Raw genomic sequence first — 14,653 nt, 5'->3', positions numbered from 1 at the left:
CCTTCGGACGCCGGGGGTGTTCGCCGGGCAAGCCATCGCCTCGCACGACGCCAGCCTGCAAACCGCCGCCACGCCGCGGACGCGCACAGATGGGGACGGCGGACCATGACCAAGACGCCCGAAGTGGCGCGATACAGGGAGATTTTTCAGATGACACAGCCGCTTTCCGAGATGACCCGCGACACGCTGGCGGCCTGCGGCGTTTCCCGCGATCTGGAGGTGGCGGGCGGACAGGCCGTGATTTCGCCCCTGACGGGCGAGGCCGTGGCCCATGTCGCCACCGACGATGCCGCCTCGGCCGCCTCCGCGATCGACCGTGCCGCGGCGGCCTTCCGCGACTGGCGGCTGGTGCCCGCCCCGAAGCGCGGCGAACTGGTCCGGCTTTTCGCCGAGGAACTGCGCGCCTCGAAGGAGGAGCTGGGCCGGCTGGTGTCGATAGAGGCGGGCAAGAGCCCGTCCGAGGGCGCAGGCGAAGTGCAGGAGATGATCGACATCTGCGACTTTGCCGTGGGCCTGTCGCGCCAGCTTTACGGCCTGACCATCGCCACCGAACGCCCCGGGCATCGGATGATGGAAACCTGGCATCCGCTGGGCGTCGTCGGCATCATCACGGCCTTCAACTTTCCGCTGGCGCCGTGGTGCTGGAACGCGGCGCTGGCGCTGGTCTGCGGCGATCCAGTGGTCTGGAAGCCGTCGGAGAAGACGCCGCTGACCGCGATCGGCTGCCAGGCGGTGTTCGACCGGGCGCTGGCCCGCTTCGGCGACGCGCCGGAGGGGCTGAGCCAGATCCTGATCGGCGGACCCGAGGTGGGCGAGGTCATTACCGACAGCCCGAAGGTCGCGCTGGTCTCGGCCACCGGGTCCACCCGGATGGGCCGCATCGTGGGGCCCCGGGTCGCGGCGCGGTTCGGCCGCTCGATCCTGGAACTCGGCGGCAACAACGCCGGGATCGTCTGCCCCTCGGCCGACCTGGACATGGCGCTGCGGGCCATCGCCTTCGGCGCCATGGGCACCGCCGGACAGCGCTGCACCACCATGCGGCGGCTTTTCGTGCATGACAGCGTTTATGACGAGCTCGTTCCCGCGCTCAAACGGGCCTATGCCTCGGTCAGCATCGGCAACCCGCTGGAAACCGACGCGCTGGTCGGCCCGCTGATCGACGCCGCGGCGTTCGACGCCATGGGCGTCGCGCTTCGGACAGCGCAGGAGGCGGGCGGAACCGTGCATGGCGGCGAGCGGGTCGAGGTGGGCCCAGAGACGGCGATCTACGTTCGCCCCGCGCTGGTCGAGATGCCGGCGCAGACCGGCCCGGTGATGGAGGAGACCTTCGCCCCGATCCTCTACGTCATGCGCTACAGCGATCTGGACGCCGCGATCGAGGATCACAACGCGGTGGGCGGCGGCCTGTCGTCGTCGATCTTCACCACCGACCTGCGCGAGATGGAGGTGTTCCTGTCGGCCCGCGGGTCGGACTGCGGCATCGCCAACGTCAATATCGGCACCTCGGGCGCCGAGATCGGCGGCGCCTTCGGGGGCGAGAAGGAGACCGGCGGCGGCCGCGAAAGCGGATCGGACGCGTGGCGCGCCTACATGCGCCGGGCCACCAATACAATCAACTACTCACGCGATCTGCCCCTGGCGCAGGGCGTGACCTTCGACATCGGCTGACCCTGCAGGTCCGGGCAACTGCGTGCCCGGCCGTCGCGGCACGGGGGCGGGGACGTCACCTTTCCGTCGTGTCGCGGCAGTGTGCCGGGGCGCAAGCCCCACCTCCCGGGCCCGGGAGGCACGTTAAGAGTGGGGGATAAAAGGATGGTCCGGCGGCGTGAGAAGGGCGTGGGTTCCCCCACGCGCGGCGGTATGGTGGGATGGCACATCGCGACCGCAGCCCGCTGCCAGACCCGGCAAGCCGGGCCGCGCGTCTTTTTCGGAGGCTAGCGCCGGGTGCCGCGGGTGTCGGGGAGGTTGATCTGGGCAACCTGTTCGGCGATCGGATCGGTCGACAGAGGGTGGGTTTCCGAGGAATAGCCCTCGGGGTCGCCAAGGTCCTGCCATGCGCCGTGGACATAGACCTCGACCGAGTTGAAGCGTGCCTTGTACCCCATCTTGGGGCTGCCGGGCACCCAGTAGCCCAGGTAGACATAGGGCAGGCCGGCCTCGCGCGCGATCTCGATATGATCGAGGATGATATGGGTGCCGAGTGAATCCGCCTGCGCGTCGGGGTCGTAGAAGGAGTAGACCATCGACAGGCCGTCATCCAGCACGTCGGTCAGGCACACCGCCGCCAGATCGGGCGCGCCGCCGTCCTCGTCGGGGCGCATGTATTCGACGACGCGGCTGCGGATCGGGGTCTCTTCGATCATCGCCGCGAATTCGAAGATGTCCATGTCGGCCATTCCGCCATCGGCGTGCCGTTGGTCAAGGTAGTGCCGGAACAGCGCGTATTGATCCTCGGTCGCCCAGGGGGCGTTGGCCTGCCGCCGTAGGGCGGCGTTGCGCTTGAGGATCCGGCGCTGGGTCTTGGACGGCTTGAAGTCGGCCACGCGGATTCGTGCCGACAGGCACGCCGCGCATTCGGCGCAGGAGGGCCGGTAGAGGACGTTCTGGCTGCGGCGGAACCCCTGCTTCGACAGCGCGTCGTTCAACGGCTCGGCGGTGTCGCCCTGAAGCGCAGTAAACAGCTTCCGCTCCATCCGACCCTCGAGATAGGGGCACGGCTGGGGCGCGGTCACGTAGAACTGGGGGGCTATGGGAAGGGTGTGGCGCATGTGGGGGAGGTCCGGAATTCCGGGGGCGACGTTAGCAAGCCTCGTCCGCTCTGCATAGCCTTCAATGCACGCGAAACAGGCAAAATCCCGCGCCAGGCTTAAGGCGCGGGGGCAGGGGGGGTGGCGAGGGGCTTACCCCTCGGCGGGACGGTTAATCGCGGCAGTGCCAAGTCCATGGTCGGTCAGGCCCTGCGCGCGGGGAGAGATCAGCATCAGCGCGATCGACACAAGCTGCAGCGGAAAGATAGCCAGCGATGCGGCATAGCCCGCCGTGTGCAGGAAGGCGCCGGTCGGGTCCAGCCGCGCGCCGCTGTGGTCGCGGATCTCGATCCCGGTCAGCCGCATCCCCAGCGTCGCCGAGCCGCGCGTCAGGCAGACCCAGCGATAAAGGAACCCCACGACCGCCATCAGGACGGGAAAGTAGAACAGCGCCGTGAAGAGGGTGAAGGGCACCAGCACGACCGACACGATGCCGATCAGCGTCACGTCCAGACACCAGGCAATCGCACGCTTGGTGGGCACGCCCTCATAGAATTCGGCTTCGGTTTCGGGATCGGGAAGGCCGTCCCAGACGGGGGTGCTTTCGATCGTGGTCATGAACTCGGGTCTCCTTCGGAGATACGGCGGGGGCGAGGTGGCATCCGGGCCGCCCGCAACGCGCGGACACCCCGGATGTGTGCTTGGAGGCCCCGCGATTCAAGCCGGGGCAGACCCGGGCTGTCGTGCGCCGGCGTCTTCATCGGTGCCGTCCTCATGGTCGCGGCCATCGGCGTCGGTCTTGCGGGCGCGGTCGTCCATGAACTGGTCGAACTCGGACTTGTCCTTGGCGGCGCGCAGGCGGTCCAGGAAGGCCTCGAACGCGTCCTGCTCGTCTTCCAGCCGGCGGAGGGTCTCGGCCTTGTAGGCGTCGAAGGCGGTGTTGCCCGAGCTACGCCGGACCGCGCCCGTGTGCCGCATCCGCCGGGCGCCACGGCCGCAGCCATCGCCCCGGAACATCTGCTTGCCCCAGAACATGTAGGCCAACAGCGCCAGGCCCAGAGGCCAGAAGGCGATGAAGCCCACGACCATCGCGGCGATCCACGCGCCCTTGCCACGGGCGTCCATCCAGGCCTCGGCCCGGGCGGGCCAGCCCATGCGACGCAGCGGCTGGTAATCGGTAAAGGTGCTCATCTCGGTCGGGTCTCCCATGTCTCGGTTGATGTAAATGCCTTTCACATTACTCTAGATCGGAAGGGAGGGGCGGTTCTGCAAGGGGCAATGTAAATCTTTTTCACATGCGCCCTGCGGAGCGCGCTACGCCGGTTTCCCGGTAAACTCAGCGAGCTGTGCTTCGGTGACGCGCAGAAGCTCGGCAGGGGCAATCCGGAACACGTGGCGCGGCGTGCCGCCGGCCGCCCAGACGCTGTCGAACTCGGTCAGGCGCGGGTCGCAGAAGGCGCGGATCGGCGACAGGTGGCCCAGCGGCGCGACACCGCCAATGGCAAAGCCGGTCTGCGCCCGGATCAGCGCGGCATCCGCCTTTCCAAGCGGTTCGCCCGCGCAGACTTCGGCCGCCTCGGACGACACCCGGTTGCCGCCTGCGGTCAGGAACAGCAGCGCGGTGCCGCTGTCCTGCCCGCGAAAGATGATCGACTTGGCGATCTGGTCGATCTCGCATCCCACCGCGCGGGCGGCATCGGCGGCGCTGCGCGTGCCCTCGGACATCTCGACGATCTCGGTGTCGATCCCGGCATCGGCAAGCGCCCGGGCGACGCGTTTGAGACTTTTCGACATGGCGCGGCATCTCCCCCTGCTTGGTTCGACCCTCGTGCCGCGATGCCGCGGGGTCTGCAAGCCCCCCCACGCCCCCACCATAGCCCCGACCTGAGCCCCGCACGCGCAGGATGCTTGACCCGCGGGGCGCCGCCCGCCAAACCCGCAGTCATGAGCTTTGCATCCCTCACCCGCAGCCCGCATGCCTACGAGCCCGACCGCGGCGACGAGGCGCTGGCGCTGTTGCCGCCGCAGCCGCCCGAGGTCGCCGACCTGATCCGTGGCACCGCGGGCAGTTCGCCCTACCTGCGCGGCCTGATCGAGCGCGAGACCGACTGGCTGGCCGAGGCGCTGGAGGCCGGACCGGACGCCGCCCGGGACGCCACGTTCGCGACCCTGCGCAAGCTGCCGCCAGACGAGATGCGCGGCGGCCTGCGGCAGGCCAAGCGGCGGATCGCGCTGCTGACCGCGCTGGCGGATCTGGGCGGCCTGTGGTCGCTGGAGCAGGTCACCGGCACGCTGACCGACCTTGCCGACATGGCCGTGCAGGGGGCCCTCGCTGCCGCGCTGACCCCCCTGATCGCGCGCAACAAGCTGCCCGGGATCGCGCCCGACACCGATCCCGCCCGCGCCGGAATGCTGGTCCTGGCGATGGGGAAGATGGGGGCGGGCGAGCTGAACTATTCCTCCGACATCGACCTGATCTGCCTTTTCGACGAAAGCCGGTTCGAGGCGGACGCCTATCTTGCCGCGCGCACAACCTTCATCAAGGCGACGCGCAGCATGGCGGGGATCCTGTCCGAGACCGACGCCGGCGGCTATGTCTTCCGCACCGATTTGCGGTTGCGGCCCGATCCGGCGGTCACACCGGTCTGCATGTCGACCGAGGCGGCCGAACGCTACTATGAAAGCGTGGGCCGCACGTGGGAAAGGGCCGCGCATATCAAGGCCCGCCCCTGTGCCGGCGACATCGACGCGGGCACGGCGTATCTTGATCGTCTGCACCCCTTCATCTGGCGGCGCCACCTGGATTTCGCCGCGATCCAGGACGCGCACGACATGCGCCTGCGGATCCGCAGCCACAAGGGGCTGGGCGGCCCGATCACGCTGCCCGACCACGACATGAAACTGGGCCGTGGCGGCATTCGCGAAATCGAGTTCTTCACCCAGACCCGGCAGATCATCGCGGGCGGCCGCGACGCGTCGCTGCGGGTGCGCGGCACGGTCGAGGGGCTGGCCCGGCTGGCCGCCGCGGGATGGGTGCCGGGCGATGTGACCGACCAGCTGGCGCAGGACTACCGCGCGCACCGCGAGGTCGAACACCGGCTGCAGATGGTGGGCGACGCGCAGACCCACCAGCTGCCCGGCTCGGACCAGGGGCTGGACCGGATCGCCGCGCTGATGGGGCGCGACACCCCCGGCCTGCGCGCCGAGCTGACCGAGCGCCTGACCCGCGTGGCAGAACTGACCGAGGATTTCTTTGCCCCCGGGACGGGCCACCACTCCGGCGACGTGGCCGAGCCGACCGAGGATCAGGCCCGTATCATCGAACGCTGGAGCAGCTATCCCGCGCTGCGGTCCGAGCGTGCACAGGCGATCTTTCACCGGTTGCAGCCGATGCTCGTGGACAAGGTGCAGCGCACCGGGGCGCCCGACCGCACGCTCGTGCATCTAGACGGGTTCCTGGCCGGGCTGCCGGCGGGCGTGCAGCTCTTTTCGCTGTTCGAGGCCAATCCGCATCTGGTCGACCTGCTGATCGACATTGCCGACACGGCGCCCGACCTCGCGCGCTACCTGTCCCGCAACTCGGGCGTCTTCGACGCGGTGATCGGCGGCACCTTCTTCGAACCATGGCCGGGTGAGGCCGCGCTGCGCGCCGAGCTGGCCGGACGGATCGACCAGGCGGGCGACTATGAAGGCGCGCTCGACACCGCGCGGCACTGGATGCGGGACTGGCATTTCCGCGTCGGCGTGCATCACCTGCGCGGGCTGATCGGAGCCGACGAGGCGGGCACGCACTACGCCGACCTAGCGGGCGCCGTCTTGTCGGCCCTGTTTCCCCGCGTGGCCGAGGATTTCGCCAGCCGCCATGGTCCGGCGCCGGGGCGGGGCGCGGTGATCATGGGCATGGGGTCGCTGGGCGCTCGATCGCTGACCGCGCAAAGCGATCTCGACATGATCGCGATCTACGACGATGCGGGTGTCGAGGCGTCCGAGGGGCGGCGCCCGCTGCCGTCGCGGACCTATTACGCCCGCCTGACCCAGGCGCTGGTCACCGCGCTGACGGCGCCGATGGCGGGCGGACGGCTTTACGAGGTCGACATGCGCCTGCGCCCCTCGGGCAAGCAGGGGCCCGTCGCCACCGCGCTCCCAGCCTTTCGCCGCTACCAGTGCGAAGAGGCCTGGACGTGGGAACACCTGGCCCTGACCCGTGGGCGCCCTGTCGCGGGCGACCGGGATCTGGCCCGCGATATCGAGGGGTTCCGGCAGAAGCTTCTGACACGCCCTCACGACGCGGATCAGGTGCGCACCGACACCGCCGCGATGCGCGAAAGACTGGCCGCCGCGGCCCCCGCGACCGGCGGTCTTCAGCCCAAGTCCGGCCCGGGCCGGTTGCAGGATATCGAGCTTATGGCCTCGGCGCTCGCCCTCCTGTCGGGCAGCGTCGAGCAGAGCCCGCAGGCGCAGATCGCCGGCGGGGCCGAGGCCGGGCTGATCGACAAGACCGACGCCGATTGCCTGACGCAGGCGCATAGCCTCTTCCGCCGGGTGCGGGCGGCGCTGGGGCTCATGGGGACGGACGGCGGATGGTCCGGCGCGGACGGCCCGCCGCCGGGGCAGGGGGCCGAGACGTTCATGGAACGCGCCACCGGCACCGCCATCGCCGAGCTGCCCGCGGCGCTCGACCGGGTGGCGGCGCAAAGCGACGACATCATAGGACGCGCGCTGCACGTCCCGACGGAGAGGCCTGCATGACCGAGAAATCCATCGATCCCATCGATCCCAAGGGCCTGATCCGCGAAAGCTACGTGATCGAGGGCATCACTGCCGAGGATTGCCGGGGCATCTTCCTCGACTGGGCGCTGTCGCTTGCGCCCGGGACCACGGCACAGGACGCCATCCCGCGCCTGCTCGATCGGCATGGCGCGCCAGAGGCACACCCGATGACGACGGTGCTGCGCGCGGGGCTGGAAGATGCGCCCGGCACCCAGCGGCGCGGCGGCCGCGCGGCGCGGCTGTCCCGGCACTAGCGGCCGGGACAGCGGGCCCCTCACCCTCGGCGCTGCCACGCCGGCGGCGGGGGGATCCGGTTTTTCTGACGGGTCAGCGCGGCAGCGACGCGGCTTCCCTGGCCAGCGCCTCGATCCCGGCGCGGTCCCCGGCCTCGACCATCTGCGCGGGCGCCACCCAGCTGCCGCCGACACACAGGACGTTGGGCAGCGACAGGTAGCTCGTGGCGTTTTTCAGCGACACGCCGCCCGTGGGGCAAAACGAGATCTGCGGCAGCGGCGCACCGATTGCCTTGAGCGCCGGTGCCCCGCCCGACGCCTCGGCGGGAAAGAACTTCTGCACCGTGTATCCGCGTTCCAGGAGCGACATGGCTTCGGTCGCCGTCGCAGCACCCGGCAGCAGGGGCAGGTCGTTGGCCTCGCAGGCATCGACGATGCGCTGGGTGGCCCCGGGTGAAACCCCGAAGGTCGCGCCGGCGGCCTTGGCCGCCTCGACATCCGCCGGGGTCAGCAGGGTGCCGGCGCCGACGCGGGCGCCCTGAATGGCGGCCATCTCGCGGATTGCGTCCAGCGCGGCAGGGGTGCGCAGCGTGACCTCGAGCGCGGGCAGACCGCCCGCGACCAGAGCCTCGCCCAGCAGGCGCGCCTTGGCGGCATCCTCGATCACCAGAACCGGGATCACCGGGGCGAGGCGGCAAAGTTCGGCAGCTTGGGCAGAGGCGTCTTCGGGGGTCATTCCGGGCTCCGTTATCATCTGTTACGGCTGCATCTAGCCCCCGGGGCCCGGAACTGTCCACCGGCCCGCGCCCCCCACGCGGGTTCCCGCCTGAGCGGGGCGTATAGGGCGTGCCCATTGGCCCTGCGCACTGCGCGGGCAGGCGGTTCCTGACGCGGTGTCACTATAAGTGATGGAGCGTCTCACATTTCCGTTGACCGCTACGCGCGCAGGCCCATTAGATCCGACACGGCCCGGGAAACGCGGCGGACGGCAAGGTCGGACCTGCCGCGCCGCCGTCAGGGTTCGAACCACGCCCGTGTCGGGATGATCCGGGCGTTCGAGTGGGCTGACATCGCGCGGACCGGGTCCGGCGATGTCGTTGGAGGATTTGGGGATGTTGATCAGGATTGGTGCGTCGGCCTTGGCGCTGGCGGCCTTTGCCGGTCTTGCCGGGTGCAGTGGTGGCGGCGGCGATAGCGGACCGCGCGATGTCACGCAGCGGGATTTCGACGAGAGTTTCGAACGGGTCGTGGATCGGGGCCCGACGCTGGATCTGCCCGCCTCGGGGCGGGCGGATTTCGCGGGGGGCACGCGCGTCGCGATGTCGGATGCCGCCGATCGTCCGGCCGGCGAAATCCTCGCCGATGTCGACATGAGCATCAACTTCGATCCCGCCGTGTCGGACCCGATTTCGGCCGAGGTGTCGAACATCCGCTCGGTGACGCCCGCGGGGACCGAGAGGATCGCGGGCACCCTGCGCTCCGACCCCGATGTCGTGCAAAGCGAACTCATCCGCGAAACCGAGGTGGTTGATGGGCCCGACGGCCCGGTCGCATTGACAAGCGGCGGGATCGCCGTGGCCACCGTGGGCGAGCTTGAGATCGATGGTCGATCCGCCCGAACCGCCGCCGTCTTCGGCGGGGTCTTCGCGGGCGAAGGCGCCTCGGGCGTTGCGGGCGACACGTTGGTGTATGTCGCCGATGACGAGGGCAACGAGCTTTACAGCGGCGAAGGCGCCTTCTACCTCGACCGCGAATGAGATTTCGGCGCCCGCTGAGGGGCGCCGAAGCCCGGCCTCATGCGCCCCGAGGGGGCGCCGGATGGCCTGCGTAAAGCAGCGGCACGGACTGGTCCGGCACAGGGCATGGTGAGTGCCCTGTGCCCGGCCCCCTCTGAGGCCCGTTTCGGGGTTCAGACCACCACGGCGGCGCCGCGGCTGGATAGCCCGACGTTCTGGCGGAACACCTCGAACATTTCCCGGCCGATGCCGTGGCCGTTGGCCGAAAGGTCTGCCGTCACCGGCGCGCGTGTCTCGAAATCCTCGGCCAGCACGCTGATCGTGCCCGCCACCGCGTCGACACGGACGATGTCGCCGTCGCGCAGCTTGGCGATGGGGCCGCCATCCGCCGCCTCGGGCGCGAGATGGATCGCCGCCGGGACCTTGCCCGACGCCCCCGACATCCGCCCGTCGGTCACCAGCGCGACCTTGAGTCCCCGGTCCTGCAGCACCGCCAACGTGGGCGTCAGGGAATGCAGCTCCGGCATGCCGTTGGCCTTGGGCCCCTGGAAGCGGACGACGACGACCGTATCCTCGGTGATTTCGTTGCGGCGGAACGCCTCCTTCACCTCGGCCTGATCGGCGAAGATACGGGCGCGGGCCTCGATCACGTGACGTTCTGGCGCCACGGCCGAGACCTTCATGACCGCGCGGCCCAGGTTGCCCTGCAGGTCGGCCAGACCCCCGGTCTTCTGGAACGGGTCCGAGACGGGGCGCAGGATCTTGTCGTTCAGCGTCTCGGCCGCACCGTCGTCCCAGATCAGGCGACCGTCCTGCAGCTTGGGCTCGCGCGTGTAGTGCGCCATGCCGTCGCCCGCGACCGTCTTGGTGTCGGGATGCAGCAGACCGCCCTCCAACAGCTCGCCGATCATGTAGGACAGCCCGCCCGCGGCGTGGAAATGGTTCACGTCGGCCAACCCGTTGGGATAGACCTTGGCCATCAGCGGCACGGCGGAAGAGATGTCGGCAAAGTCCTGGGTGTCGAGGATCACCCCCGCGGCCCGCGCCATGGCGGGCAGGTGCAGGACGAGGTTGGTCGACCCGCCGGTGGCCATCAGCCCGACGATGCCGTTGACGAAGGCCTTTTCGTCCAGGATCTGCCCCGCCGGACGATAGTCGTTCCCCAGCGCCGTGATCTCGAGCGCGCGTTTCGCGCCCGCATCGGTCAACGCGTCGCGCAGCGGCGTGTTGGGGTTGACGAAGGACGCGCCGGGCAGGTGCAGGCCCATGAACTCCATCAGCATCTGGTTCGAGTTCGCCGTGCCGTAGAAGGTGCAGGTGCCCGGACCGTGATAGCTGGCCATCTCGGCCGCCATCAGCTCGTCCCGCCCGATTTCGCCTGCGGCGTATTGCTGGCGGATGCGCGATTTCTCGTCGTTGGGCAGGCCGCTGGTCATCGGTCCCGCGGGCAGGAACACCGCCGGGATATGGCTGAACGTCGCCGCCGCGATCACGAGGCCCGGCACGATCTTGTCGCAGACGCCCAGGTAGACCGAGGCATCGAAGCAGTTGTGCGACAGCGCGACCCCCGCGGCCAGCGCGATGACGTCGCGCGAGAACAGCGACAGCTCCATCCCCGGCTGCCCCTGTGTGACACCGTCGCACATCGCCGGCACACCACCTGCGACCTGCGCCGTCGCGCCCGCGGCCCGCGCCGCTGCGCGAATCCGCTCCGGGAAGGTTTCGAACGGCTGATGCGCCGAGAGCATGTCGTTGTAGGCGGTGACGATCCCGAGGTTCGGCACGCGGCCTTCGGCCAGCGCCGTCTTGTCCTGCGACATGGCGGCATAGGCATGGGCCTGGTTGCCGCAGGTGAGGTGGGCGCGGGCGACGCCGGCCTCGGCGGCGCGGCCCATGCGGTCCAGATAGGCGGCCCGGCTGTCTGCGCTGCGCGCAACGATCCGGGCGGTGACATCGGCGATGGTGGCGTGAAGCGTCATGGCTGGCCTTCGCAGTCTGTATGCATGCTGGGTGAGTCACCCGCGATAATACCCACGTTAGCGTTAACGGTCCACCCGCCGTGCGGCATGCTGCAATGCGGCGGTCTTCGCTGAGTGCATGGCGGGGTTTCGGTTGTGTGCGTGGTGCTGCGTCGCAGCATTGGCTATATCTCGGATCAAGCGACGGGGACGACACATCAGGCCCCGCCCACACAGACAACCGCATAGAAGACCTGCATACAGAGGACGTCAGACAGATGACCGAGTTCCAAGCCCCCCACTTCCAAGACATCGCCCGCATCGAACGTGAAGCCCGCGCCATGCGCGCCCGCGTCATCGGCGAAGCTGCCGGAGATCTGGTCAAGTGGGTCCGTGCCCGCCTGCACGTCCCCCACGCCGGCAAGCACGCCTGAGATCGCATCCGTTTCGGGCCCTTTGCGGGGTCCGGCTGGGCCGCACGACGGAACAGCACGATGCCAAAAGCCCTCGCAGGTTCGCCTACGGGGGCTTTTTCATGTCTGACGACTTGGGTCTGGTCGGTGATCGCCCAATTTGGGCCCCCGTGCCAATGGGGCGCCGGACCGCTAGCTGTCGAAGACGCTTCCCGGCCGCCGCGCGACGGGGTAGGAAGCGGCGCATGAGCGATACCCCAGACCTTCCCGTCATCCGCCTGCGTCCCAAGATCGACCCGCGTCCGCTGCGCTTTGGCGCGCCGTGGGTTTACGCGGACCAGCTTGTCACCGACCGCCGCACCAAGGCGCTGGCGCCCGGCAGCATTGCCCGGCTCGAAGATGCCGACCGGCAGCCGCTGGGCATCGTCGCGGTGAACCCGGTCTCGAAGATCATGGCGCGGATGCTGGACCGCGACCCCGACGCAAGGATCGACGCCGAGTGGCTGCGCGCCCGCCTCCGTGCCGCGCTGACCCTGCGCGAGACGCTTTACGACGCGCCCTTCTACCGTCTCGTCCATGCCGAAGCCGACGGCCTGCCGGGGGTGGTGATCGACCGTTTCGGCGACGCGGCCGTGATCCAGCCCAACGCTGCCTGGGCCGAGCGGCTGATTGACGAGCTGACCGCCGCGCTGACCGAGGTGGCGGGTGTCACCGCCATCGTCAAGAACGCCAGCGGCCGGGCGCGCAGCCTGGAAGGTCTGGACGAAGCGTCGGGTCTGATCGCGGGCGCCCTGGCGGGACCGGTCGAGGTGCCGATGAACGGCGCAATCTACATGGCCGACCTTCTGGGTGGGCAGAAGACCGGCCTTTTCTACGACCAGCGCCCGAACCATGCCTTTGCCGCGCGGCTGGCGCGTGGCGGGCGGATGCTGGACGTGTTCAGCCATGTCGGCGGCTTCGCCCTGGCGGGACTCGCGGCGGGGGCGGAAAGCGCCCATGCCGTCGATGGATCGGACCCGGCGCTGGATCTCGCCCGGCGCGGGGCCGAGGCGATGGGGCAGGGCGACCGCTTTACCGCCGAGAAGGCGGATGCCTTCGACGCGCTGACCCGGTTGGGGCAGGAGGGCGCGCAGTTCGACGTCGTGGTCTGCGATCCGCCGGCCTTCGCCCCCTCGAAACAGGCGCTGGAGGCGGGATTGCGCGCCTACGAGCGTGTCGCGCGCCTGGCCGCGCCGCTGGTGGCGCCGGGCGGTTACCTTGTGCTCTGCTCGTGCTCGCACGCCGCCGACCTGGCCAAGTTCCGAAGCGCCAGCATCCGGGGCATCGGTCGCGGCGGCCGCAGCGCGCAGCTTTTGCGGACGGGATTTGCGGGGCCGGATCATCCGCAACACCCGCACCTGGCCGAGTCGGGGTATCTGAAGACGCTGACCTTCCGCCTGCAGCCGTGAAGGTTCTGATCGACGCCAACGTGCTGTTCCCCACGGTGCTGCGCGAAATCGTGCTGGGCGTTGCCTCTCGCGGCGGGTTCACCCCGCTCTGGTCGGCCCGGATCCTCGAGGAATGGGCCCGCGCCGCGGATCGGCTGGGCCCGGGGGCCGAGGTTCAGGCGCGGGGCGAGGTGGCGCTGCTGCGCGCGGCGTGGCCGGGGGCCGAGATGCGTCCGCGCGACGGCGACATGGCCCGCCTGTGGCTGCCCGATCCCGCCGACGTGCATGTGCTTGCCGCGGCGATCGCGGGATCGGTCGACGCGATCCTCACGATGAATGCCCGCGATTTCCCGCGTCACCTGCTGGCCGAGTGGGATATCGAGCGGGTCGATCCCGATGCCCTCCTGATGCGGCTCTGGCAGGAGGACGCCGATCTCGTGGCGCCGGCTGTCGTGGCCACCCATGCCGAGGCCTGCCGCCTGTCGGGCGAGGATCTGGACCTTCGCGGCCTGCTGAAACGCGCGCGCCTGCCGCGGCTGGCCAAGGCGCTCAGCTAAGTTTCCACCTGGATTCCAGCGCCTCGATCGCCGCCACACGTTCGTCGGTCTTGGGATGGCTTAAAAGCCAGGCTGGCGTCGTGCCGCCGCGCCCGGCGGTCCAGCTTTCAAGCTTGGCGAACAGCGATTTCTGCGGCGCCGTGCCGATGCCCGCCTTGGTCAGCAGCGCCGCGGCATAGGCGTCGGCCTCGTATTCGTCGCCCCGGCTGAGCCGCGCCGCCAGCAGCGAGGTCAGAAGCCCTGCAAGGTAATACCCGATCCCGGGGATGATCCGCCCCAGAACCATGCCAAGCGCGGTGCGCAGCGCGTTCTGTCCAGAAAAGTCGATCATCCGGCGCCGCGAATGCCCCAGGGCCACGTGCCCCAGCTCGTGCGCGATGACGCTGATCAACTCTTCGCCCGAAACCTCGCCCGCGCGGTATTTCTGGTAGAACCCGCGGGTGATGAAGATCCGCCCGTCCGGCGCGGCCAGGCCGTTGACGGCGTCGACCTCGTAGACATTCACGCGAATGCGGGGCAGGTCCAGCGCCTGCGCCAGCCGGTCGGTCAGGCGACGCAGCCCGGGATCGGCCAGTTCGGTCGAGCGCGCATCGAGATCCCGCCGCGTGCGCCGCGCCGAGAAGTGATACATCGCGACGCCGTAGAGCACCGCCAGAAGGATCGGGAGAAACTTCAGCATCCACTCAATATGGGTCGTGCGCGGCGGTTGGGAAAGTGCAACATCCCGCCGCGGCGACGTGACGAGGGAAGGCAGGCTCGCCAAGGTTCCCCTGGGCGGAACGTTGCCGATTTACCGCAAGCCCGGAGATGAC

Annotated in this window: 14 protein-coding genes; 7 read left to right on the top strand and 7 right to left on the bottom strand. The window is 69.5% G+C overall.

Annotated features, from left to right (window positions below; genetic code table 11):
• Window positions 1-150: 150 nt before the first annotated feature.
• Window positions 151-1,668, top strand: coding sequence for an L-piperidine-6-carboxylate dehydrogenase (amaB, locus tag EKE94_RS03630; protein WP_127905218.1), 1,518 nt, complete (start codon window positions 151-153; stop codon window positions 1,666-1,668).
• A 266-nt stretch (window positions 1,669-1,934) separates the two neighbouring features.
• On the opposite strand, the gene EKE94_RS03625 is transcribed toward amaB, so the two are convergent.
• The 4 genes from EKE94_RS03625 to EKE94_RS03610 form a co-directional block, all read right to left on the bottom strand.
• A complete protein-coding gene (locus EKE94_RS03625) occupies window positions 1,935-2,768 on the bottom strand; it encodes an arginyltransferase (RefSeq protein WP_127905217.1) in 834 nt (277 codons plus the stop codon).
• Window positions 2,769-2,900: 132 nt separating this feature from the next.
• The gene (locus EKE94_RS03620) at window positions 2,901-3,365 is read right to left on the bottom strand and encodes an RDD family protein (RefSeq protein WP_127905216.1); all 465 of its coding nucleotides are present in this window, start codon (window positions 3,363-3,365) and stop codon (window positions 2,901-2,903) included.
• A 99-nt stretch (window positions 3,366-3,464) separates the two neighbouring features.
• Window positions 3,465-3,938, bottom strand: a complete 474-nt coding sequence (locus EKE94_RS03615) for a DUF2852 domain-containing protein (RefSeq protein WP_127905462.1) — start codon at window positions 3,936-3,938, stop codon at window positions 3,465-3,467.
• 123 nt (window positions 3,939-4,061) lie between these two features.
• Entirely contained in the window at window positions 4,062-4,541 is a 480-nt protein-coding gene (locus tag EKE94_RS03610) for a YbaK/EbsC family protein (protein ID WP_127905215.1), read from the bottom strand.
• 150 nt (window positions 4,542-4,691) lie between these two features.
• On the opposite strand from EKE94_RS03610, the gene EKE94_RS03605 reads away from it, so the two are divergent.
• A complete protein-coding gene (locus tag EKE94_RS03605) occupies window positions 4,692-7,496 on the top strand; it encodes a bifunctional [glutamine synthetase] adenylyltransferase/[glutamine synthetase]-adenylyl-L-tyrosine phosphorylase (RefSeq protein WP_127905214.1) in 2,805 nt (934 codons plus the stop codon).
• Window positions 7,493-7,771 carry a hypothetical protein gene (locus EKE94_RS03600; RefSeq protein WP_127905213.1) on the top strand — a complete coding sequence of 93 codons (279 nt, stop codon included), beginning with the start codon at window positions 7,493-7,495 and terminating at the stop codon, window positions 7,769-7,771. The genes EKE94_RS03605 and EKE94_RS03600 overlap by 4 nt, the downstream gene beginning before the upstream one ends.
• A 73-nt stretch (window positions 7,772-7,844) precedes the next feature.
• Here EKE94_RS03600 and eda read toward each other — a convergent pair whose 3' ends face one another.
• Window positions 7,845-8,486 (bottom strand): bifunctional 4-hydroxy-2-oxoglutarate aldolase/2-dehydro-3-deoxy-phosphogluconate aldolase, encoded by a 642-nt coding sequence (gene eda, locus EKE94_RS03595; protein WP_127905212.1) that lies wholly within the window; start codon window positions 8,484-8,486, stop codon window positions 7,845-7,847.
• A 376-nt stretch (window positions 8,487-8,862) separates the two neighbouring features.
• Here eda and EKE94_RS03590 point away from each other — a divergent pair, with 376 nt between their 5' ends.
• Window positions 8,863-9,507, top strand: coding sequence for a hypothetical protein (locus tag EKE94_RS03590; protein ID WP_127905211.1), 645 nt, complete (start codon window positions 8,863-8,865; stop codon window positions 9,505-9,507).
• A 152-nt stretch (window positions 9,508-9,659) separates the two neighbouring features.
• Here the strand turns inward: EKE94_RS03590 and edd are convergent, their stop codons facing one another.
• A complete protein-coding gene (gene edd, locus EKE94_RS03585; RefSeq protein WP_127905210.1) occupies window positions 9,660-11,465 on the bottom strand; it encodes a phosphogluconate dehydratase in 1,806 nt (601 codons plus the stop codon).
• 257 nt (window positions 11,466-11,722) lie between these two features.
• Between edd and EKE94_RS18585 the strand changes: the two genes are divergently transcribed.
• From EKE94_RS18585 to EKE94_RS03575, 3 genes are all read left to right on the top strand, one after another.
• The gene (locus tag EKE94_RS18585; RefSeq protein ID WP_164870813.1) at window positions 11,723-11,878 is read left to right on the top strand and encodes an RSP_7527 family protein; all 156 of its coding nucleotides are present in this window, start codon (window positions 11,723-11,725) and stop codon (window positions 11,876-11,878) included.
• 224 nt (window positions 11,879-12,102) lie between these two features.
• A complete protein-coding gene (locus EKE94_RS03580) occupies window positions 12,103-13,305 on the top strand; it encodes an RSP_2647 family RNA methyltransferase (RefSeq protein ID WP_127905209.1) in 1,203 nt (400 codons plus the stop codon).
• A complete protein-coding gene (locus tag EKE94_RS03575; RefSeq protein ID WP_127905208.1) occupies window positions 13,302-13,841 on the top strand; it encodes an RSP_2648 family PIN domain-containing protein in 540 nt (179 codons plus the stop codon). Before EKE94_RS03580 ends, EKE94_RS03575 begins: the two co-directional genes overlap by 4 nt.
• Here the strand turns inward: EKE94_RS03575 and EKE94_RS03570 are convergent.
• Window positions 13,834-14,520 (bottom strand): M48 family metalloprotease, encoded by a 687-nt coding sequence (locus EKE94_RS03570; protein WP_127905207.1) that lies wholly within the window; start codon window positions 14,518-14,520, stop codon window positions 13,834-13,836. The two genes, EKE94_RS03575 and EKE94_RS03570, sit on opposite strands and share 8 nt — an antisense overlap.
• Window positions 14,521-14,653: the final 133 nt, after the last annotated feature.

This window comes from Mesobaculum littorinae, from assembly GCF_004011175.1.
Taxonomy (GTDB): Bacteria; Pseudomonadota; Alphaproteobacteria; order Rhodobacterales; family Rhodobacteraceae; genus Tranquillimonas; species Tranquillimonas littorinae.
Note: the sequence above shows the minus strand (reverse complement) of the source record. Positions and strands in the feature narration are given on the sequence as shown.